Origin of the sequence: Rhodococcus sp. CH91 (assembly GCF_022554085.1) — a bacterium.
In the GTDB taxonomy this organism is placed as follows: Bacteria; Actinomycetota; Actinomycetes; order Mycobacteriales; family Mycobacteriaceae; genus Rhodococcus.
In genome coordinates, this window is record NZ_JAKFYR010000006.1 from 205,433 (window position 1) to 224,205 (window position 18,773).

The window sequence follows — 18,773 nt, forward strand, 5'->3', positions numbered from 1 at the left end:
GGACGCAACACGGGACGCCTCCGTGTCGGAGGCGTCCCGTGTCGTCGTGTACTCCGCGAGCGGAGGACCTATCAGGCGCGAGCCTTCTGCAGGTTCTCGTCGAGCGCGCCGAGGAACTCCTCGGTGGTCAGCCAGGACTGCTCCGGGCCCACGAGCAGCGCGAGGTCCTTGGTCATCTGACCGGATTCGACGGTCTTGATGACGACGTCCTCGAGCTGCTGGGCGAACTCGATGACCTCGGGGGTGTTGTCGAGCTTGCCGCGGTGCTCGAGACCACGGGTCCAGGCGAAGATCGACGCGATCGGGTTGGTCGACGTCGGCTTGCCCTGCTGGTGCTGGCGGTAGTGCCGGGTGACGGTGCCGTGTGCGGCCTCCGCCTCGACGGTCCTGCCGTCCGGGGTCATGAGGACGGAGGTCATCAGGCCCAGCGAGCCGTAGCCCTGCGCGACGGTGTCGGACTGGACGTCACCGTCGTAGTTCTTGCAGGCCCAGACGTAGCCGCCCTCCCACTTGAGGGACGAAGCGACCATGTCGTCGATGAGGCGGTGCTCGTAGGTGAGTCCGGCGGCGTCGAACTCCGCCTTGAACTCCTCCTCGTAGATCCGCTGGAACTCGTCCTTGAACATGCCGTCGTAGGCCTTGAGGATCGTGTTCTTGGTCGACAGGTAGACCGGGTAGTTGCGCTGCAGGCCGTAGGAGAGCGAGGCGCGCGCGAAGTCCTGGATGGACTTCTTGTAGTTGTACATACCCATCACGACGCCGCCGTCCTCGGGGATCTGGCAGACCTCGTGCTGGATCGGCTCGCTGCCGTCCTCGGGCGTGAAGGTGATGGTGACGGTGCCCGGGCGGTCGACCTTGAAGTCGGTGGCGCGGTACTGATCACCGAATGCGTGACGGCCGACGATGACGGGCTTGGTCCAGCCCGGAACCAGACGCGGCACATTCGAGATGATGATCGGAGCGCGGAAGATGGTGCCGCCGAGAATGTTTCGGATGGTGCCGTTGGGCGAACGCCACATCTTCTTCAGACCGAACTCCTCGACGCGCGCTTCGTCGGGAGTGATGGTGGCGCACTTGACGCCGACGCCGTGCTTCTTGATGGCGTTGGCGGCGTCGATGGTCACCTGGTCGTCGGTGGCATCCCGGTGTTCGATGCCGAGGTCGTAGTACTCGAGATCCACGTCCAGGTACGGGTGGATCAGCTTGTCTTTGATGAACTGCCAGATGATGCGGGTCATCTCGTCGCCGTCGAGTTCGACGACCTTACCCTCAACCTTGATCTTGGACATATGCGCTTCGTGTCCTCCTAGGACGTTTCTGTGGTCCCCAATCGACCGCACTTTGTGGGTGCGATCGCCGTCGGCTCGTACGAACGAGCATGGCCGTGTCCACGTCCTGGACCGCGGCCAAACATGACAAGCGTACTGCTATTCGCGGCGTCCGCAAAGCGCCCCATCCCACCCCCACGCCTTACCGACCGGTAACTTTCCTGCTGGTCAGGGATGTTCAGAGGGTGCATAAGACCCTGCGCGGGAGAGTCGCTAGACTGCCGGGAGTCATGAGTGCCAGCGTCAAGCCCCGGCTTGCTGGCCGGCAACCCTCCGACCGGGGTGGGGTGCTCCGGGTGAGGACACGGTCGGCGGAACACCGCCGACAAGCCTGCTGCCGGGAGGATCGAGATGATGAGCTGTCGTGTGCGGATCCCGATCGACCCTCCCATCACCGCCGGAAGGACACGATGACCGACACCTGCACCCGGCCCCGCCCCGCCACACCGAGCCCCGAGGTGGTCATCCCTTGACGGCAGGCACCGAGCGGCGTCGCATCGAACTGCCTCCGGCGGACGGACGCCTCACGAACTTCGACATCGGGGATCTGACCCTCGAGAGCGGCGAGACGCTGCCGAACGTCACGATCGCCGTCCAGCGGTGGGGCGAGCTCTCCCCCACCCGCGACAACGTCGTCCTCGTCGAACACGCCCTCACCGGCGACTCGCACGTGACCGGCCCCGCCGGGCCGGATCATCCGTCTCCCGGCTGGTGGTCGGGCATGGTCGGTCCCGGCGCCCCCATCGACACCGATCGCTGGTGCGTGATCTCCACCAACATCCTCGGCGGATGCCGCGGGACCACGGGCCCCGGAAGCACCGCTCCGGACGGCCGGGCCTGGGGTTCCCGCTTCCCGCTGATCACCGTGCGCGACCAGGTGGAAGCCGAGGTCGCGCTGCTCGACCGGTTCGGCATCGACGTCCTCGCCGCCGTGACCGGAGGATCGATGGGTGGAATGCGCACCCTCGAATGGATCGTCACCCACCCCGACAGGGTGCGCGCCTCACTGGTCCTCGCCACGGGCGCCCGCGCCACCGCCGACCAGATCGGCACCCAGAGTGCGCAGATGGCGGCGATCATGGCCGATCCCGACTGGCAGGGAGGCGACTACTACGGCACGGGACGGCGTCCGGAGACCGGGCTCGCCATCGCGCGGCGCATCGCCCATCTCACCTACCGGACCGAACTCGAACTCGACACGCGTTTCGGGAACCTCCCGCAGGACGGCGAGGACCCCTGGCGAGGCGGCCGGTACGCGGTGCAGAGCTATCTCGAGCACCAGGCAAGCAAACTCGTCGCACGCTTCGATCCCGGCACCTACGTGGTGTTGTCCGACGTGATGAACCGGCACGACATCGGGCGCGGACGCGGCGGCATCGACGCCGCTCTCGCGTCCACCTCGGTCCCGACGATCGTCGCCGGCGTGGACTCCGACCGGCTCTACCCGCTGCGTCTGCAGCAGGAGATCGCCGACCTGCTTCCGGGCTCGGACGAACTGCGTGTGCTCGTCTCCCGGGACGGGCACGACGGATTCCTCACCGAAGCCGACGAGGTTGCCAAGCTCCTCAGCGAGCTGATGACGCTCGCAGAGGGCTAGTCGGTTCCCAGCGGATCGATCGACGCCGCGAGGGCCACCACGATCCCCCCGACGACGATCAGCGACGCGACGTCGAACGGCTTACTGCGTACCGCGAGGACACCGACGCTCTCCTCGTCGAGGACCCAGCGCAGCAGTCCGGCGAGGATGGTCGCCCCGCCGAACACGAAGGCTCCCCGTCGCCATCGATCGGCGATCACCAGGATCACCGCTCCCGCGATCACCACGGTGACCGCGAGCAGCGGTAGGTTCAGACGCGTGAATCGCAGGGCCTGAGCCATCTCGTCTCCTGTGTTCGACCTTCTTACCGGGCCGCGAGCCGCTCGGCCCGCTCGACGACGTTGGTCAGCAGGAACGCGCGGGTGAGCGGACCGACACCACCCGGATTCGGGGAGACGAAGCCTGCGACCTCGCGCACGTCCGCAGCGACGTCGCCGCGCAGTCCGTCCTCGGTGCGAGACACACCCACGTCCAGCACCGCCGCACCCGGCTTGACCATCTCGGCCGTCACCAGCCCCGGAACGCCTGCAGCCGCAACGACGATGTCGGCCCGACGCACCTCGGCGGCGAGATCGCGGGTACCGGTGTGGCAGAGAGTGACGGTGGCGTTCTCGGTCCGCCGCGTGAGCAGCAACCCGATCGGGCGGCCCACGGTCACACCGCGGCCGATCACCACCACGTGCGCACCGGCGATCGGCACGTCGTAACGACGCAGCAGGTGGATGATGCCGCGGGGGGTGCACGGCAGCGGTGCATCCTTTCCGAGCACGAGACGACCGAGATTCACCGGATGAAGACCGTCCGCGTCCTTGTCCGGATCCATGCGCTCGAGTGCGGCGTTCTCGTCGAGATGCTTCGGCAGGGGGAGCTGAACGATGTAGCCGGTGCAGGCGGGATCGGCGTTGAGTTCGTCGATGGCCTCGAAGAGCTGCACCTGGGTGATGTCCGCGGGCAGATCCTTGCGGATCGACGTGATGCCGACCTTCGCGCAGTCGTTGTGCTTGCCGCGCACGTAGGCCGCGGAGCCCGGATCGTCACCGACGAGGATCGTGCCGAGACCGGGCGTGATGCCCTTGTCCTTCAGCGCGGCCACGCGGACCTTCAGGTCCTCGAAGATTTCGTCGCGGGTTGCTTTGCCGTCCAGGATCGTCGCAGTCACGTCGCTCATTCTTCCAGGCATCGGCCGGCAGGCCACGCGCGGTACCGGATCCGTCCACCCTCGAGTTCGGCACCCCGTGGACGTGATCACACGACGGAGAAGCCACCGGGAAGGGCGACCCGGCCGGTCAGAGCCCTCAGCACGGTCACGCCGTCGCCGAGTGCCACCGCGATCCTCGCCGCCAGCAGGGTGGCTTCCCCGAGGACGTTCTCGGGAGGGGCGAAAGGGACGTCCGCTGCGGCGGCGATGTCGAGACCGTGAACGGCGAGTTCGAAGGTCCGGGTGGGAAGGTAGGAATGCAGCCGTATCCCCGAATCGCCGATCACCCGGATCGTCCGGTCCTCCCCGGCGCCGAGCCGCTCGATCACCTCGTGGGACAGTGCGTCGACGGCAGTCGCCGGATCGGCGCCGAGTTCGGCACCGGCCCGGCGACCGCGCTCGAGGACGTCGTCCGGACCGAGGACCGGCATCAACTCCGCGACGTGGACGTAATAGTGCTCCGGGCTCGCGATGTCCTCGGTGTCGGCCGCGTCGTCGAGGTAGGTCACCACCGTGGTCAGGGAACGCGAGGCATGACCGGTCAGTGCACGCAGATCCCACCCGCCCAGACCCGGCCCGTCCCAACGATTCTCCGGAATCCTACGGACCAGCTCCGCGAAGCTGCGCACCGCCGACAGGTACGTCGCTACCGGTGACTCCATACGTCCTCCCCGGTCGAATGCATCGAACCCGACGGGAGAATGAAATCACGCATGCCGGCGGCGGCGAGGTGGGATGGTCGACCTTGCGGCGAATGCGGTCCGGATCGATTACGTTTCCGCAAGGTTCGACCGACCCGGTCGAATCACGACCAGTTGTTGCGGGTCATGAAGTTGCATGCGTATCGACACCCATTGTTGTAGGGTGCGGCCGTGGGAATCATGAGCTTCGCATCAACCATGTTCGGCAGGCTCCGCCGCTTCTAGCGGCGGAAAGCGAGCTTTCGACACGCTCCGCCGCTTTTCAGCACGTCAGTTGCTGGGCGGCGTCCTTGTGCTGCCCGGGCCACCCCACTATTGCCCGGAGTGAATACCCCATGCCTACCTACCGTGCCGGCCGCCACGAGCTCGGCCAGAACTTCCTCACCGACCGCAAAGCAGTCGATACGATCGTCGATCTCGTTTCTCGAACAGACGGCCCGATCATCGAAATCGGCTCCGGTGATGGGGCGTTGACATTGCCCTTACAGGCCCTACGCCGCCCGATCACAGCGATCGAGGTCGACCCGCGACATGCACGACGGCTTCAACACCGCGTCGCCCCGAATACGACGGTCGTGCACGCAGACTTTCTGCGCTACCGACTGCCCCGAACACCGCACACAATCGTGGGGAACTTGCCGTTCCACCACACCACGGCGATGTTGCGTCACATCCTGCACGCCGAACACTGGACAGCGTCGGTCCTGCTCGTGCAATGGGAGGTTGCACGTCGTCGTGCAGCGATCGGTGGCGCAACGATGATGACCGCGCAATGGTGGCCGTGGTACGAGTTCGGCCTGGCCGGCCGTGTTCCCGCGTCGGCGTTCACACCACGGCCGGGAGTCGATGCAGGACTGATGACCATCGCTCGGCGGACCGTTCCACTCGTCGACCCCGTGCTTCGGCCCCGATACAGCGCCTTCGTCCACGCCGTCTTCACCAGCAAAGGCCACGGCCTGCATCAGATCTTGCCGCGGGTCGCCGGCCGATCCTGCGAAGCCGCGGTCGAGAAGTGGCTCGCCGTCCAACGATTTCGGGGCGTACCGCTGCCGCGCGATCTCTCACCCGGCCAGTGGTCCGAGCTCTTCGCGATCATCCATCGATGCTCTTCAACTACCGATCGGAAGTGGGCCGAGCACCGACGATGACGCACCCGAACGCCCGAGGGAAGTACTGACCCGGATCGAGTTCTTGTGCCGCGAGCGGAAGTGGTCGGCCCGCCGAATCGCCCTGGAGCCGGCGGCTGACGGCGTCACGATCTCGGTGCGTACGGTCGGCCGGCCGCCGCCTGCAAGCACACTTCGGTCCGGCGTCACCAAGGTCATGGCCCATGCAACTAGTTGGACGATCGCCAGCGGTCCCGGCCATCCGAACCGGGAGCACACACCATCGGTGTCCCCTTGACTGTTACTCCGGTAGCACCCGGGGTGGAACAGTAGGAACCGGGATGCACAGTGCCGCCATCCGACTGTGGTGGGGCCGGCGGTGGCGTGTATTCGGCGGCAGGCGGCGGGGTGTACCGAGGCGCAGGCGGCGCGGTGTACTCGGTCGTCGGCGGAGGCGTGTAGGCAGGAGCAGGCGGCGTGTACTCGGTTGTAGGGGCTGCAGTGGTCGTCTCGACCCCAGGAACCAGCGGCGCCTGAGCCGGCGCCTCGGAAGCCGCGGTAGGGGCCGTCGTCGTCACTCGAGGCGTTGTCGTCGTCGGTTGCGTCGTCGTTGTGGTCGGAGCGACCGAACTGGTGGTAGTGGAGACCACCACCGACGATGAATCCGTCTTCGGCTCTTCCTCACCGACAGCGGCCCCTAGTGCAAGGAGTCCGACGAACCCGGCTCCGACCACCCACGGCCATTTCCGGCGCTTCTTCCCGTCGCCCGAAGCCGGGTCGCCCCCTGAGCCGACAGGACCGAAGACCTGAGTGGGGGCATCGCCACCTCTGGGTCTGGTTTGATCCGTCCACTGCAGACCGTCCCAGTAGCGCTCGATGGAAGGGTCGTAGGGGTCGGGATGCCAACCGGCAGGAGGGTTCATGATCGATCCGTTTCCGAGGAGTACGTTCCTCGGAACTTCGCGAATACCGATCGGTTTGTTACGGGTCGGCCGCGTGATCGGCGAGAGAGCCTCGGCTGCCGGCGAGGATTCCCTCGACCCTGCACGAGAGGCACCGCCCCGGACCGGTGATCGCGACTTGTTAACCTGCGTTGTGTTCAGAGTGATGTTCCACGAGCCGCGCATTCCCCCCAACACCGGCAATGCCATCCGCATGGTCGCCGCGACGGGTGCGGAGCTGCACCTGGTGGAACCGCTCGGATTCGACCTGTCGGAGCCGAAGCTGCGGCGCGCCGGTCTGGACTACCACGACCTCGCGTCGGTCACCGTGCACAGCGATCTCGCGGCCGCGTGGGCGGCCTTGCAGCCGGAGCGGGTCTTCGCGTTCACGGCACACGGCACGGCGAACTACGCGGAGATCGAGTACCGGGCCGGCGACGTCCTGCTGTTCGGCCCGGAGCCGACCGGACTGTCGCCCGAGGTGCTCGCCGACCCGCATGTCACCGACCAGGTCCGCATCCCGATGCTGCCCGGCCGGCGGTCGCTGAATCTGTCCAATGCTGCCGCCGTCGCCTGCTACGAAGCGTGGCGGCAGCACGGATTTCCCGGGGCTGTCTAGGCGTCGCTCTCGACGGGGCGGCCCGAGCGGGCCCATCCGTCCGTGCCGCCCGCGACGGACACCGCGTCGACGCCGCGACCGGAGAGATACTGCGCAGCCTGCAGGCTGCGGCCACCCACCGCGCAGATGACGTAGACGGTGCCTTCGGTGGGGATCTCGTCGATCCGCGCGACGAATTCGCTGAGCGGAACGTTTGTGACGCCGGGCACACGCACCTGGGCGTATTCGTCGCGCTCGCGAACGTCGATGACGGCTGCCCCCTCGGCGAGCCCGGATTCGAGTGCGGCCAGGTCGACCTCACGCATCGTTGTCGGTCCTCTCGGTGTCGGATGTCCCGGCGGTTCCGGACGAGCATTCCCGTGGGGTGACGAAACGGACAGCCGGGGTAGTGGACATCCGCGCACACGAACAGGAACGCCATACACGGTATCGCGATGCCGGTGGGGAATCCGCGCACTCCCCCGGCACGCCGGCTCCCGGGCACTTCCGTCCCGCACGCTAGCGGAAATCCCGCGATCTGCTCGGCATCCGCAGATCCATGCGCTCGAGATGGTCGGCGAGGAGCGTGACCACACCTTCGGCGTTCTGGAGTCGGCCCCGGACGAGTAGGGCCGGTGCGGTGTGGGCGAGAGTGCGGTAACGCGCCCACAGACCCACCGAACACACCACGTTCACCATCCCGGTCTCGTCCTCGAGGTTGAGGAAGGTGACACCCGCCGCAGTTGCCGGACGCTGCCGGTGGGTCACGGCCCCACCGACGAGGATGCGGGTCCCGTCCGGCACGTCGTGCAGTTCCGCTGCGGGGATCACCCCGAGCTCGTCGAGTCGGCTGCGCAGGAACTGCGTCGGATAGCTGTCGGGTGATATTCCTGTGGCCCAGACGTCGGCGGCGGCGAGTTCGAGAGCACTCATCCCCGGTAGGGCCGGCGCCGAGACGGTCCCGATCCCCGGCAGTCGTTCCGGACGTTGCGCCGCAGCCGGAGCAGCGCCCCACAGGGCTTCGCGGCGGGTCATCCCGAACGACGAGAACGCTCCCGCGGTGGCCAGCGCCTCGACCTGCACGGTGGTGAGCCCGTTCCGGGCTGCGAGGTCGGACGGCGAGGCGTAGGGGCCGTGTTCGTCCCGTTCGGTCACGATCCGCTCGGCGAGGTCGTCGCCGATGTTCCGCACCGCGGCCAGGCCGAGTCGCACCTCCCGTCCCGAGTTCTCGAGGCCGGCGTGCGCGAGGCTCACCGACACGTCGGGAGCGTGGACGACGACACCGTGACGCCGGGCATCCGCGACCAGCGACTGAGGTGAATAGAAACCCATCGGCTGGGCACGCAGCAGACCCGCACAGAATGCAGCGGGATGATGCAGTTTGAACCAGGCCGAATAGAACACGAGCGACGCAAAGCTCTGCGAATGGCTCTCGGGGAAACCGAAATTCGCGAAGGCATACAGTTTCTCGTAGATGCGGTCGGCGACCTCTCCCGTGATGCCGTGCACTTCCCGCATCCCCTCGTAGAGCCGGCCGCGCAGCCGTTCCATCTTCTCGGGAGAGCGTTTCGAGCCCATCGCGCGTCGCAACCGATCCGCCTCCGCCGCACTGAATCCCGCAACCTCGACGGCCATCTGCATGAGTTGTTCCTGGAACAGCGGAACCCCGAGCGTCCGTTCGAGTGCTTTCTCCAGGCACGGATGGTCGTACGTGACAGGTTCGAGCCCGTTGCGCCGCCGGATGTAGGGGTGCACCGAACCACCCTGGATCGGTCCGGGCCGGATGATCGCCACCTCGATGACCAGATCGTAGAAGCAGCGCGGCTTCAGCCGTGGCAGGGTGGCCATCTGCGCCCGCGATTCCACCTGGAAGACGCCGACCGAATCGGCGCGGCGCAACATCTCGTAGACCCCCTCCTCCGAGAGGTCGAGTTGCGCGAGATCGACTCGGACACCTTCGTGTTCGGCCACGAGATCGATCATGTAGTGCAGCGCGGAGAGCATGCCGAGGCCGAGCAGGTCGAACTTCACCAGCCCCGCCGAGGCGCAGTCGTCCTTGTCCCACTGCAGGACGGTGCGCCCTTCCATTCGCGCCCATTCGACGGGGCACACGTCCGCGATGGGCCGGTCGCAGATCACCATGCCGCCCGAGTGGATACCGAGATGCCTGGGGAGACCTTCGATCTGCTCGGCGAGATCGAGGACCGCCTCGGGGATCCGTTCGTCGGTTTCGACCCGAACCCCACCCCACCGGCCGATCTGCTTGCTCCATGCGTCCTGTTGCCCCTGCGAGTACCCGAGGGCGCGGGCCATGTCGCGGACCGCGGAACGGCCGCGGTAGGTGATGACGTTCGCGACCTGCGCCGCGTTGATACGGCCGTACTTCCGGTAGACGTGCTGGATCGCCTCTTCTCGCCGATCGGACTCGATGTCGAGGTCGATGTCGGGCGGACCGTCGCGTTCGGGCGACAGGAAGCGCTCGAACAGCAGGTCGTTGCCGACGGGATCGACGTTGGTGATGCCGATGGCATAGCAGACCGCCGAGTTGGCGGCCGATCCCCTTCCCTGGCAGAGGATATCGTCCCGTCTGCAGAAATCGACGATGTCGTGGACGACGAGGAAGTATCCCGGGAACCCCAGACGCCCGATGACCTCGAGTTCGTGTTCGATCTGCCGGTAGGCGGCGGGATTGTGATCGACCGGCCCGTATCGGCGCCTCGCCCCGTCGTATGTGAGCTCGCGTAACCAGGTGAATTCGGTATGCCCCTCGGGGACGTCGAAGGGTGGCAGTCGCGGGGCGACGAGACGCAGGTCGAAGGCGCATTCACGACCGATGTCGGCGGCAGCGTGCACGACACCCGGAAAAGCCGCGAACAACCGTGCCATCTCCTCCCCCGAGCGGAGGTGCCCGCCCCCGGCCGGCGGGAGCCTGCCCGCGGCCGTATCGAGGCTCTGCCGGTCGGAGACAGCCGCCATAGCCATCGCCAGACGTCGCCGTTGCGGCTGCGCGAAGTGCGCCGCCGTGCTCGCGATGCACGAGATCCGGTGCCGTCGCGCAAGATCGAAGAGAGCACTGTTGCGTTCGTGATCGTCCGGATGGCCGTGCCAGGTCAGCTCGACGGTTACCCGGTCGGCACCGAACCGGTCGACGAGGTCGAGCAGCGCCGCCTCGGCGGCGGAACTCCCGCCGGCGTCGAGCGCCTGTCGTAGATGCCCTCTGCGACAACCGGTGAGGATCTGCCAGTGCCCACCGGCGGCATCGGTGAGCGCGTCGTAGTCGTATCTCGGGTTGTTCTTCTCCCCTCCCGCGAGGTGCGCATCGGCGATCTGCCGGGACAGACGCCGATAGCCTTCCTGTCCGCGGGCGAGGACGAGCAGATGCGCGTCGTCGAGGCCCAGTTCCGCACCGAAGACGGTGGGCAGTGCGAGTTCGCGGGCCACTTCCGCGAACCGCACCGCTCCGTACAGACCGTCGTGGTCGGTCACGGCGAGAGCCTCGAGCCCGAGCCGTACCGCTTCCTCGGTGAGCTCTTCCGGTGACGAAGCGCCGTCGAGAAAGCTGAACGCCGAATGGGCATGCAATTCCGCGTAGGGCACGACCGGCCCTTCCGGGCGGCGTACCCGCGCCTCGTACGCGTCCCTGGTGCGCGACCAGGCCGGACTGTCGTTCCCGTCGCCGGGGCGTTCGGCATCCCTGCGCGAAGCACCGGGACGGGGCCGCCCCGAGAGCACGCGCTCCATTTCCGACCAGGTCGGCGGACCGTTTCCCCATCCCACGCCGGCACCTCCTCGACGAAACCAGTATCGCACATATGTTCGAACAGGCGACTCGAAGATCCGGTCCCGTCGACGCACGGTGCGACGGCCACCGCACAGCCGACTGCAACCCAGCGGTTGCATCACCGCAGATTCAGTGCAACCCTGTAGTTGCACTTCTATCGAAGGAGAAGCCATGACCGACGATCTCGACCGCATCGAACGCGGCATCACGATCGACGCCCCCGTCGAGCGGGTGTGGGCGCTCGTATCCGAGCCCGGTTGGTACATCAACGATCACGAATGGACCGACCATCGGCTCGAACGCGACGGAGACCTGACCACGGTGCACGATCCCGTCCACGGCGCCTTCGTCTTCCGTACGGTGACCCTCGACGAGCCGCACTACGCGGCCTTCCGGTGGCTGGCCGATCACACCGACCCCGACAGCCCCTCCACTCTCGTCGAGTTCCGGCTCACCGCACTCGACACCGGGCTCACCGAACTACGGGTGATCGAAACCGGATTCGAGTCACTTCCCGGCGATGCCGGAGAGCGACGCACCCGCTTCGAGGAGAATTCCCGGGGGTGGGTCACCGAACTGGAGATCGCCAAGAGCCATCTCGAGAAGGACGGAACCGTTGCCTCACACTGACGAGACGCCCACCGATCTGCATCCCGTCTTCGCCGCCCTCGCGGACGACACCCGCTGGCGCATCCTGCAACGACTCGGACGCTCACCGGCTTCGGCGTCCGGTCTCGCAGCCGAGTTCACCGTCTCCCGCCAGGCGATAGCCAAACATCTGGCGGTGCTCGAGGGGTGCGGTCTCGTCACGTCCGAACGAGTGGGCCGCGAGATCCGGTTCTCCGCGGCCGGATCGAGACTCAGCGCCGTGGGACGCGCGATCGACGCAGTGGGGGCGGGCTGGGAACGTCGCCTGTCGGCGATCAAGGGCGCGGCCGAGAACGCTCAGTAACCCGCGCTCGGATCGACACGGGCGATCGGTTCCTCGCCCGCGGCGAATCGGCGTACGTTCTCCTCGAGCGTGGGAGCGAAGGTCTCCGTCAGACGGCTGCGGGTATTGGCGATGTGCGGAGTGATCACGGCATTGTCGAGATCCCACAGGGGGTGACCGTCCGGCAGCGGTTCGGGGTCGGTGACATCCAGTACCGCCCCGGCGATCACACCGTTCCGGAGCGCTTCCACCAGCGCGTCCGTGTCGACGAGGTTGCCTCGCGCGACGTTCACCAGCCACGCCGTCTCCGGCATCGCCCCGAGGGCTGCGGCGTCGACGAGACGGTCGGTCTCGGCGGTCGCGGGCGCGGCGACGACGAAGTGATCGGCCAGCGACCACACCTCCGCCGTCCGGTCGGCCGGCAACGTCACCTTCGCCCCGTCCACCGGACGCCCCGACCGGTTGACCGCGACGACGTCCGCACCGAAGGCCCGCAAGCGGGGGATCATCGCCCGGCCGATGCCGCCGCACCCGACGATCGCGACGGTCGATCCGTGGAGTGTGCGGACCCGTGGGTCGAGCAGATCCTTGCTCCACCGCTTCGCGGCGATCGACGCGTGGAACTGCCGCAGCCCCACGAGCAGCGCCCCGACCGCGTATTCGGCCACATTGTCGGCGTAGACACCGGACGCATTCGCCCACACCCGCCGGTCGTCGATCAGTCCCGCCCGGAAGAACGGCTCGATGCCGGCATAGGTCAGCTGTACCCATCGCACCCGATCGGGCAGATCCGGGAACTCCTCGGCGCTTCCGTCCCACACCAGAGCGTCGGCTTCGTCCAGCTCGCAGAGCGTTCCGCCGCCGGCGACGATCGCCGCAGCGAGATGGTCGTCGCGGCCGGGTCCGAGATGAATACGCATGCCGCGACCCTAACCTCGAGGACGCCGCGGCGGGATGTCGAGAATCGTCAAGCGGTTCCGTCTCCTCCATGAGCGCGGCCACAATGGGCCGTACCGCACAGAGGAGAAGAGCATGGCCAAGTACCTGCTGCTCAAGCACTACCGCGGCGCCCCGGCCGCGGTGAACGACGTACCCATGGACCAGTGGGAGCCGGACGAGGTCTCCGCTCACATCGGGTTCATGCAGGATTTCGCCGCCCGTCTCGAGAGCACCGGCGAGTTCGTCGACGCGCAGGCGCTCTCACCCGAGGGCACCTTCGTCCGGTACGACGGTGAGGGGCGTCCCCCGGTCACCGACGGGCCGTTCCCGGAGACGAAGGATCTCATCGCCGGGTGGATGGTGATCGACGTCGACAGCTACGACCGGGCCCTGGAACTGGCCGGTGAACTCTCCGCCGCGCCGGGAGCAGGCGGAAAGCCCATCCACGAATGGCTCGAGATCCGACCGTTCCTCACGGCGCCTCCCACCGTCACGGAGTGAGAGCCGTGGCGGCAGCTATCGGCGACGAGACTCTTCTGCGCACGCTGGTTCCCGCCGTGATCGGCATCCTCGTCCGCCGCGGATCGGATTTCGCGGCGGCCGAGGATGCCGTGCAGGACGCACTCGTCGAGGCCCTCCGGGTATGGCCCGAGGATCCCCCGCGCGACCCGAAGGGCTGGCTGGTCTCGGTGGCCTGGCGCAGATTCCTCGACACCGTGCGCGCGGACAGCTCTCGCAGACGCCGCGAGATCCTCGTCGAGGCGGAACCCCGCCCGGGCCCGGCGGGATCGGTGGACGACACGCTGGCCTTGTACTTCCTGTGTGCCCATCCGTCCCTCACTCCCGCATCGGCCGTCGCGCTGACCCTGCGCGCCGTGGGAGGACTGACCACCAGGCAGATCGCGCAGGCCTATCTCGTCCCGGAAGCGACGATGGCCCAGCGCATCAGCCGGGCCAAACGCACGGTCGCGGACGTGCGGCTGGACCGGCCGGGGGACGTGGCCACGGTGCTGCGCGTGCTCTATCTCGTCTTCAACGAGGGCTATTCGGGCGACGTCGACCTGGCCACCGAGTCCATCCGGCTCACACGCCGGCTGGCTGCGGTGTTCGACCACGAAGAGGTGGCGGGCCTGCTCGCCTTGATGTTGCTCCACCACGCCCGGCGGGCGGCACGAACCCGGCCGGACGGCAGCCTCGTCCCCCTCGCCGAACAGGACCGCCGGTTGTGGGACACGCAGATGATCGGCGAGGGAGTGCAGATTCTCCAGGCCGCGCTCGCCCGCGACAGACTCGGGGAGTTCCAGGCACAGGCGGCCGTGGCCGCGCTGCACGCCGACGCACGTACCGCCGAGGAGACCGACTGGGTACAGATCGTCGAGTGGTACGACGAACTGCTCCGGTTCACCGACAACCCGGTCGCTCGTCTCAACCGCGCTGTCGCCCTCGGTGAGGCGGACGGGCCGCGGGCCGGCCTGGCCGCCCTGGCCGAACTCGATCCCAGCCTGCCCCGCTGCACGGCGGCCGCGGCGTATCTCCACGAGCGTGCCGGCGACACGATGACGGCAGCGCGGCTCTATGCCGAGGCCGCGCACCTCGCGACCAGCCTCGCCGAGCGCGAACATCTCGTGCGTCGGGCCGCACATCTCCACAGCCTGCACTGACCTCCACGGCAAGTACCGGACCACCAGTGGAATGTGACCTCGGACACTTTCGGCGCAGTGGGAATGGATCGTGCCCCCGTGTCGTTGAGGAGTGTGGATCGGCGCGTCGCGTACGCCCCGGAGCCGATGAAAAACCGCCTTCGTGGAATACCGTCCGGCTGGAGCCACGTTGCGCACTGTGCCGTGAGGCATCCGGCGCGTCGGTCCACCCTTCTTCTTCGAGCACTTCCTGCCGCTCCCCCGAGCACGGTGCAGCCCTCCCGCCCGGCGCCAGTACAGTTGCCGATCGTCACAATCGTCAGCGGAACCGGGAGTGGGCATGAATCGCTGGGCCGAGATCGTGGTCACCAGGAGCCGATGGGTCCTGGCGATCGTGTTGCTCGTCGTGCTGTTCGCCGGTGCATGGGGCATCGGCATCTTCGGCAAGCTCGCCGGCACCGGCTACTACGATCCGAACAGCGAGGCCGTCGAGGTCGAGCAGATCATCTACGAGAACTTCGGGTCACAGGCCGCGGACATCATCGCCCTGTACACCGCGCCCGACGGGCGCACCGTCGACGACATCCGTCCCGATGTCGAGCGGACCCTCGCAGAGTTCCAGCAGGCCGTCCCCGCAGAGACGATTTCCACCTACTGGACCGCTCCTCCCCCGATGAACCAGCTGCTGCTGTCGACCGACCAGCGCAGCGTCGCCGCGTCGATCACACTGGGCGCGAATTCCGGCGTCACGACCGCGACCTTCCAGGAGACCCTCGAGCTGCTCGAAGTTCCCGGTGTCGAATCGCAGTTCGCGGGCAACACCGTCGTGGCCGTCGAATTCACCGACACCCTGGAACACGATCTCATCAGGTCCGAGCTCATCGCCGTCCCGATCACCCTCGTGCTGCTGGTGTTCATCTTCGGTGGTGTGGTCGCCGCCGCGGTTCCGGTGTTCGTGGGTGTGCTGGCGATCTTCTCGTCCCTGGCCACGCTGCGCCTGTTGTCCACCTTCACCGACGTGTCCTCGTATGCGCTCAACATCACGTCGCTGATCGGCCTGGGTCTGGCCATCGATTACGGCCTGTTCATCGTCAGCCGGTACCGGGAGGAACTCGCGGCCGGTTCGGCTGTTCCCGCGGCGGTCAAACGGACGATGTCCACGGCCGGCCACACGGTGATGTTCTCCGCGGCGCTGTTGATCTGCGCGTTCGCGGGCATGCTGGTCTTCCCGCAGACGGTCCTCCGCTCGCTCGGTCTCGGTGCCATGGCCGCCGTGCTCGGTGCTGCCGTGCTGTCGCTGACGGCGGTCCCGGCTCTGCTGGCGATGCTCGGTCACCGGATCAACGCGTGGACGTGGGACCGGGAGACCTCGACCCGCAGCGAGGCGCGCGCCCGGCGTTTCTGGGGCGGCGTCGTGCGCAGGGTCCTGCGTCGCCCGGCCCTGATCGCGATCGTCATCACGGCGGGTCTGCTGGTCATCGCCTCGCCGGTGGTCAAGGCCGGATTCGGGGAGATCGAGTACACCGCTCTGCCCGAGGACAGTCAGGCCCGCGCAGCCACCCAGACACTGCTCGACGAGTTCCCGAGTACCGGCAACGGCGCGACACTCGTGCTGCGCGGTGAGGACGGACAGGCACCCGACAGCGCTGCTGTGCGCACGGTGTCCACCGGGGCCGCGAAGGTCGACGGCATCTCGCAGACTGTGATCGTCGGACAGGAATCGGACGTCGTGGTTCTGCAGGCTCTCTACGCGCAGGGGGTGGACGGCACCGAACGAGCGAGCGAGATCACCGACGAATTGCGGGCCCTGCCGGCACCGGACGGCACCGATCTGCTGGTCGGCGGCGGACGCGCCCTCGTCGACGACGCGAATCAGGCCGTGTCCGATTCACTGCCCTGGATGATCGCGATCATGGTGCTCTCCACCCTCGTACTGCTGTTCCTGGCGTTCGGGTCGGTGGCGCTGCCGATCAAGGCCGTCCTCATGGCAGCGCTGAGCCTGGCCGCAACGTTCGGCGTCCTGACCTGGGTGTTCCAGCTCGGGCACGGCGCTTCGCTGCTGCACGTGGTTCCCGCCGAGATGGAACCGACCTTCGTCGTCCTGATCCTCGCGGTGGTGTTCGGCCTGTCCACCGACTACGAGGTGTTCCTCATGTCGCGGATGATGGAGGCCCGCGCGGCCGGGGCGACCACGGTCGAGGCGGTCGAGTACGGCATCTCCCGCACCGGACGTGTCGTCACGGCGGCCGCACTGTTGTTGATCGTGGTGACCGGAGCCTTCACCATCTCGGGCCTGTCGATCATGCGTTTCCTCGGAGTCGGCATGATCGTCGCCCTGATCATCGACGCGACCATCGTGCGCATGCTGCTCGTGCCGTCCCTGGTCAAGCTCATGGGCGAGGCCAACTGGTGGGCACCGGCATGGATGAAGCGCGTGCACGCGAAGGTCGGCCTGGGGCACTGAGAGGCCGACGGCCCGGGGCACTGAGAGGCCGACGGCCCGGGGCACCGTGAGGCCCGGCCGGCTACAGCTGCGTGATCGTCGTGGCGACGAGGGGACGAACCGGTTTGGCGACGGCGCCGCAGCTCGCCGGTCGCGGCGGCAGCTCCGAGGTCTTCACCTCGACCCGCCACGCCCGGCCGTCGCGGTGACGCACGGTCGGTTCGGGCCCGTCCTCCACGCTCACGGCGTCGACGGTGACGTCGCCGATCGTCTCGCGCACCGCGATCTCGGCGACCTGCCCGGCCGCACTCCAGGTGCTGCGCCCGCGCAAACCGACGGGGTGCACTCTCCCCCGAGCCGCTTCACGGACAGCAGCGATGCTGCCCTCGGGATCGAGCCGCCCGTAGGTGTAACCGGTGGGGAGCAGGATCATCGACGGCGCGAAACGATGCCCTCCGGTGTGTGAACATTCCCAGACGTCCTGTCCGAACTCGGTAGCGAGAGCAGCCGCTACCGGACGACCCAATACTGCGCAGCATCGATCACGTTTGCCGTGAGCACAGACCAGTGTGATCGGATCCGCCACAGCGGTGCCGATCCCGGGAGCCGGTCCCGCGACCACGCGGGGGACGATGTCGACCAGTTCACGGGGATCGGTGATCTCGAGCCGCTCGCACCACGTGTTCTCCGGTTCGGTGCGCGAGAGCAGGACCGTCCGGGTCCGTCGTACCACCTCGCGGCCGGGCCGCCGGATGAACAGGATGCGCACATCCGCGGCCTGTGCGAGATCCGACAACTCGGCCGCCGGCCCGTCGCCGAGGGCAGTGCCGTCGAGCACGTCGCGACCCCAGCCCGTCGGCACCTCGAGGCACACGTAGCCCGGGGCCGTCGCAGCGGTGCCGGGCAACGGCTCGTCGAGAGCGGACAGCACGGAACAGGTGGGATCGGGGGTGGTGGTCACGCGGACATTGTGACCCGTCCGCTCCCGGGCGCGATCGGCGCCCTCCGCCCCGGTCATGCGCTCCTGCGCAGCCTGCGCAACCCGGCCTCGCTCCACATCCGCACGAATCCCTGGGACAGATACGCGAAGCTGCCGAGCGCCAGCACCCACTTGGTGAGGCTGACGGCCGAGGTGGCCCGCACCGTCCTGTCGTCGATGCGGGAACGATGGTCGAGCAGATACAGGCCGACGACGTTCTCGACGTAATCACCTGCGGCGGCGACGACCGGCGCGGTCATCAGGATCCGACGGGTGCGGGCGGACAGTGGCCGGTGCTCGTCGAGCGCTCGCGCGCCGGCTCGCAGCGCAACTGCGAAGGTCATCGGATGCACCATGTCCCAGTAGTAGTGCTTCCGGTAGCGCTCGATCTCGTCGGGCCCGAGATCGTCGAGGATCGTGCGGTACCGCGCGGCGGAGAAGGCGCTCTGGACGGCGCCCACCGTCGCGGCCGTGGATCCGAGTACCCGGCCGATGTTCACCTGGGACACGATGAAGACGGCGCTCGCGCCGACGAGGAAGCGGTCTGCCCGCGTGAGTGCCATGCTCACGATGCTAGGGGTACGAATCCAC

Annotated in this window: 18 protein-coding genes, 1 pseudogene and 1 riboswitch; of the genes and pseudogenes, 9 read left to right on the forward strand and 10 right to left on the reverse strand. The window is 67.6% G+C overall.

What is annotated here, in order from left to right; genetic code table 11:
• Nucleotides 1–71 precede the first annotated feature (71 nt).
• Nucleotides 72–1,289: an NADP-dependent isocitrate dehydrogenase gene (locus tag MOM01_RS13945; RefSeq protein ID WP_241386019.1), complete on the reverse strand. Its 1,218-nt coding sequence runs from the start codon at nt 1,287–1,289 to the stop codon at nt 72–74.
• 265 nt (nt 1,290–1,554) lie between these two features.
• A riboswitch (SAM riboswitch) is annotated at nt 1,555–1,666 on the forward strand.
• Nucleotides 1,667–1,797: 131 nt separating this feature from the next.
• On the opposite strand from MOM01_RS13945, the gene metX reads away from it, so the two are divergent.
• Entirely contained in the window at nt 1,798–2,925 is a 1,128-nt protein-coding gene (gene metX / locus MOM01_RS13950) for a homoserine O-acetyltransferase MetX (protein WP_241386020.1), read from the forward strand.
• On the opposite strand, the gene MOM01_RS13955 is transcribed toward metX, so the two are convergent.
• The 3 genes from MOM01_RS13955 to MOM01_RS13965 all read right to left on the reverse strand — a co-directional run bounded on the left by MOM01_RS13955 (nt 2,922) and on the right by MOM01_RS13965 (nt 4,785).
• Nucleotides 2,922–3,206: a DUF3017 domain-containing protein gene (locus MOM01_RS13955; protein WP_241386021.1), complete on the reverse strand. Its 285-nt coding sequence runs from the start codon at nt 3,204–3,206 to the stop codon at nt 2,922–2,924. The genes metX and MOM01_RS13955 overlap by 4 nt on opposite strands.
• A gap of 23 nt (nt 3,207–3,229) precedes the next feature.
• Complete coding sequence (locus MOM01_RS13960; RefSeq protein ID WP_241386022.1) at nt 3,230–4,084, reverse strand: bifunctional methylenetetrahydrofolate dehydrogenase/methenyltetrahydrofolate cyclohydrolase; 855 nt, start codon at nt 4,082–4,084, stop codon at nt 3,230–3,232.
• 86 nt (nt 4,085–4,170) lie between these two features.
• Entirely contained in the window at nt 4,171–4,785 is a 615-nt protein-coding gene (locus MOM01_RS13965) for a maleylpyruvate isomerase N-terminal domain-containing protein (protein WP_241386023.1), read from the reverse strand.
• Nucleotides 4,786–5,159: 374 nt separating this feature from the next.
• On the opposite strand from MOM01_RS13965, the gene erm(46) reads away from it, so the two are divergent.
• Nucleotides 5,160–5,972, forward strand: a complete 813-nt coding sequence (erm(46), locus tag MOM01_RS13970) for a 23S rRNA (adenine(2058)-N(6))-methyltransferase Erm(46) (protein WP_241386119.1) — start codon at nt 5,160–5,162, stop codon at nt 5,970–5,972.
• A gap of 19 nt (nt 5,973–5,991) precedes the next feature.
• Nucleotides 5,992–6,105, forward strand: a pseudogene (locus tag MOM01_RS13975) (IS481 family transposase); the annotation flags it as partial.
• Between the two features lie 55 nt (nt 6,106–6,160).
• Here the strand turns inward: MOM01_RS13975 and MOM01_RS23445 are convergent.
• Nucleotides 6,161–7,087 carry a DUF2510 domain-containing protein gene (locus MOM01_RS23445; protein ID WP_374112303.1) on the reverse strand — a complete coding sequence of 309 codons (927 nt, stop codon included), beginning with the start codon at nt 7,085–7,087 and terminating at the stop codon, nt 6,161–6,163.
• Between MOM01_RS23445 and MOM01_RS13980 the strand changes: the two genes are divergently transcribed.
• Entirely contained in the window at nt 7,026–7,490 is a 465-nt protein-coding gene (locus tag MOM01_RS13980; RefSeq protein WP_241386024.1) for a tRNA (cytidine(34)-2'-O)-methyltransferase, read from the forward strand. The two genes, MOM01_RS23445 and MOM01_RS13980, sit on opposite strands and share 62 nt — an antisense overlap.
• Here MOM01_RS13980 and MOM01_RS13985 read toward each other — a convergent pair.
• Nucleotides 7,487–7,795: a rhodanese-like domain-containing protein gene (locus tag MOM01_RS13985; protein ID WP_241386025.1), complete on the reverse strand. Its 309-nt coding sequence runs from the start codon at nt 7,793–7,795 to the stop codon at nt 7,487–7,489. The genes MOM01_RS13980 and MOM01_RS13985 overlap by 4 nt on opposite strands.
• A 193-nt stretch (nt 7,796–7,988) precedes the next feature.
• Nucleotides 7,989–11,246, reverse strand: a complete 3,258-nt coding sequence (locus MOM01_RS13990; protein ID WP_241386026.1) for an error-prone DNA polymerase — start codon at nt 11,244–11,246, stop codon at nt 7,989–7,991.
• A gap of 175 nt (nt 11,247–11,421) precedes the next feature.
• Between MOM01_RS13990 and MOM01_RS13995 the strand changes: the two genes are divergently transcribed.
• Both MOM01_RS13995 and MOM01_RS14000 read left to right on the forward strand, forming a co-directional pair.
• Entirely contained in the window at nt 11,422–11,880 is a 459-nt protein-coding gene (locus MOM01_RS13995; protein WP_241386027.1) for an SRPBCC domain-containing protein, read from the forward strand.
• Nucleotides 11,867–12,202 (forward strand): ArsR/SmtB family transcription factor, encoded by a 336-nt coding sequence (locus MOM01_RS14000; RefSeq protein ID WP_241386028.1) that lies wholly within the window; start codon nt 11,867–11,869, stop codon nt 12,200–12,202. Before MOM01_RS13995 ends, MOM01_RS14000 begins: the two co-directional genes overlap by 14 nt.
• Here the strand turns inward: MOM01_RS14000 and MOM01_RS14005 are convergent.
• Nucleotides 12,196–13,101, reverse strand: coding sequence for a D-isomer specific 2-hydroxyacid dehydrogenase family protein (locus tag MOM01_RS14005; protein ID WP_241386029.1), 906 nt, complete (start codon nt 13,099–13,101; stop codon nt 12,196–12,198). The two genes, MOM01_RS14000 and MOM01_RS14005, sit on opposite strands and share 7 nt — an antisense overlap.
• A 112-nt stretch (nt 13,102–13,213) precedes the next feature.
• On the opposite strand from MOM01_RS14005, the gene MOM01_RS14010 reads away from it, so the two are divergent.
• From MOM01_RS14010 to MOM01_RS14020, 3 genes are all read left to right on the forward strand, one after another.
• Entirely contained in the window at nt 13,214–13,621 is a 408-nt protein-coding gene (locus MOM01_RS14010; RefSeq protein WP_241386030.1) for a YciI family protein, read from the forward strand.
• A gap of 5 nt (nt 13,622–13,626) precedes the next feature.
• The gene (locus MOM01_RS14015; RefSeq protein WP_241386031.1) at nt 13,627–14,781 is read left to right on the forward strand and encodes an RNA polymerase sigma factor; all 1,155 of its coding nucleotides are present in this window, start codon (nt 13,627–13,629) and stop codon (nt 14,779–14,781) included.
• A 319-nt stretch (nt 14,782–15,100) separates the two neighbouring features.
• Entirely contained in the window at nt 15,101–17,224 is a 2,124-nt protein-coding gene (locus MOM01_RS14020) for an MMPL family transporter (RefSeq protein ID WP_241386032.1), read from the forward strand.
• A 61-nt stretch (nt 17,225–17,285) separates the two neighbouring features.
• Here MOM01_RS14020 and MOM01_RS14025 read toward each other — a convergent pair whose 3' ends face one another.
• Nucleotides 17,286–18,164, reverse strand: coding sequence for a sucrase ferredoxin (locus MOM01_RS14025; protein ID WP_241386033.1), 879 nt, complete (start codon nt 18,162–18,164; stop codon nt 17,286–17,288).
• Between the two features lie 53 nt (nt 18,165–18,217).
• Nucleotides 18,218–18,745 (reverse strand): hypothetical protein, encoded by a 528-nt coding sequence (locus MOM01_RS14030; protein ID WP_241386034.1) that lies wholly within the window; start codon nt 18,743–18,745, stop codon nt 18,218–18,220.
• Between the last annotated feature and the right edge of the window lie 28 nt (nt 18,746–18,773).

What these genes read in the sequence shown, in the direction of transcription:
- MOM01_RS13945 (WP_241386019.1), bottom strand. Translation starts at nt 1,289, where the DNA reads ATGTCCAAGATCAAGGTTGAGGGTAAGGTCGTCGAACTCGACGGCGAC.
- MOM01_RS13955 (WP_241386021.1), bottom strand. Translation starts at nt 3,206, where the DNA reads ATGGCTCAGGCCCTGCGATTCACGCGTCTGAACCTACCGCTGCTCGCG.
- MOM01_RS13965 (WP_241386023.1), bottom strand. Translation starts at nt 4,785, where the DNA reads ATGGAGTCACCGGTAGCGACGTACCTGTCGGCGGTGCGCAGCTTCGCG.
- MOM01_RS23445 (WP_374112303.1), bottom strand. Translation starts at nt 7,087, where the DNA reads ATGCGGATGGCATTGCCGGTGTTGGGGGGAATGCGCGGCTCGTGGAAC.
- MOM01_RS13985 (WP_241386025.1), bottom strand. Translation starts at nt 7,795, where the DNA reads ATGCGTGAGGTCGACCTGGCCGCACTCGAATCCGGGCTCGCCGAGGGG.
- MOM01_RS13995 (WP_241386027.1), top strand. Translation starts at nt 11,422, where the DNA reads ATGACCGACGATCTCGACCGCATCGAACGCGGCATCACGATCGACGCC.
- MOM01_RS14005 (WP_241386029.1), bottom strand. Translation starts at nt 13,101, where the DNA reads ATGCGTATTCATCTCGGACCCGGCCGCGACGACCATCTCGCTGCGGCG.
- MOM01_RS14010 (WP_241386030.1), top strand. Translation starts at nt 13,214, where the DNA reads ATGGCCAAGTACCTGCTGCTCAAGCACTACCGCGGCGCCCCGGCCGCG.
- MOM01_RS14020 (WP_241386032.1), top strand. Translation starts at nt 15,101, where the DNA reads ATGAATCGCTGGGCCGAGATCGTGGTCACCAGGAGCCGATGGGTCCTG.
- MOM01_RS14030 (WP_241386034.1), bottom strand. Translation starts at nt 18,745, where the DNA reads ATGGCACTCACGCGGGCAGACCGCTTCCTCGTCGGCGCGAGCGCCGTC.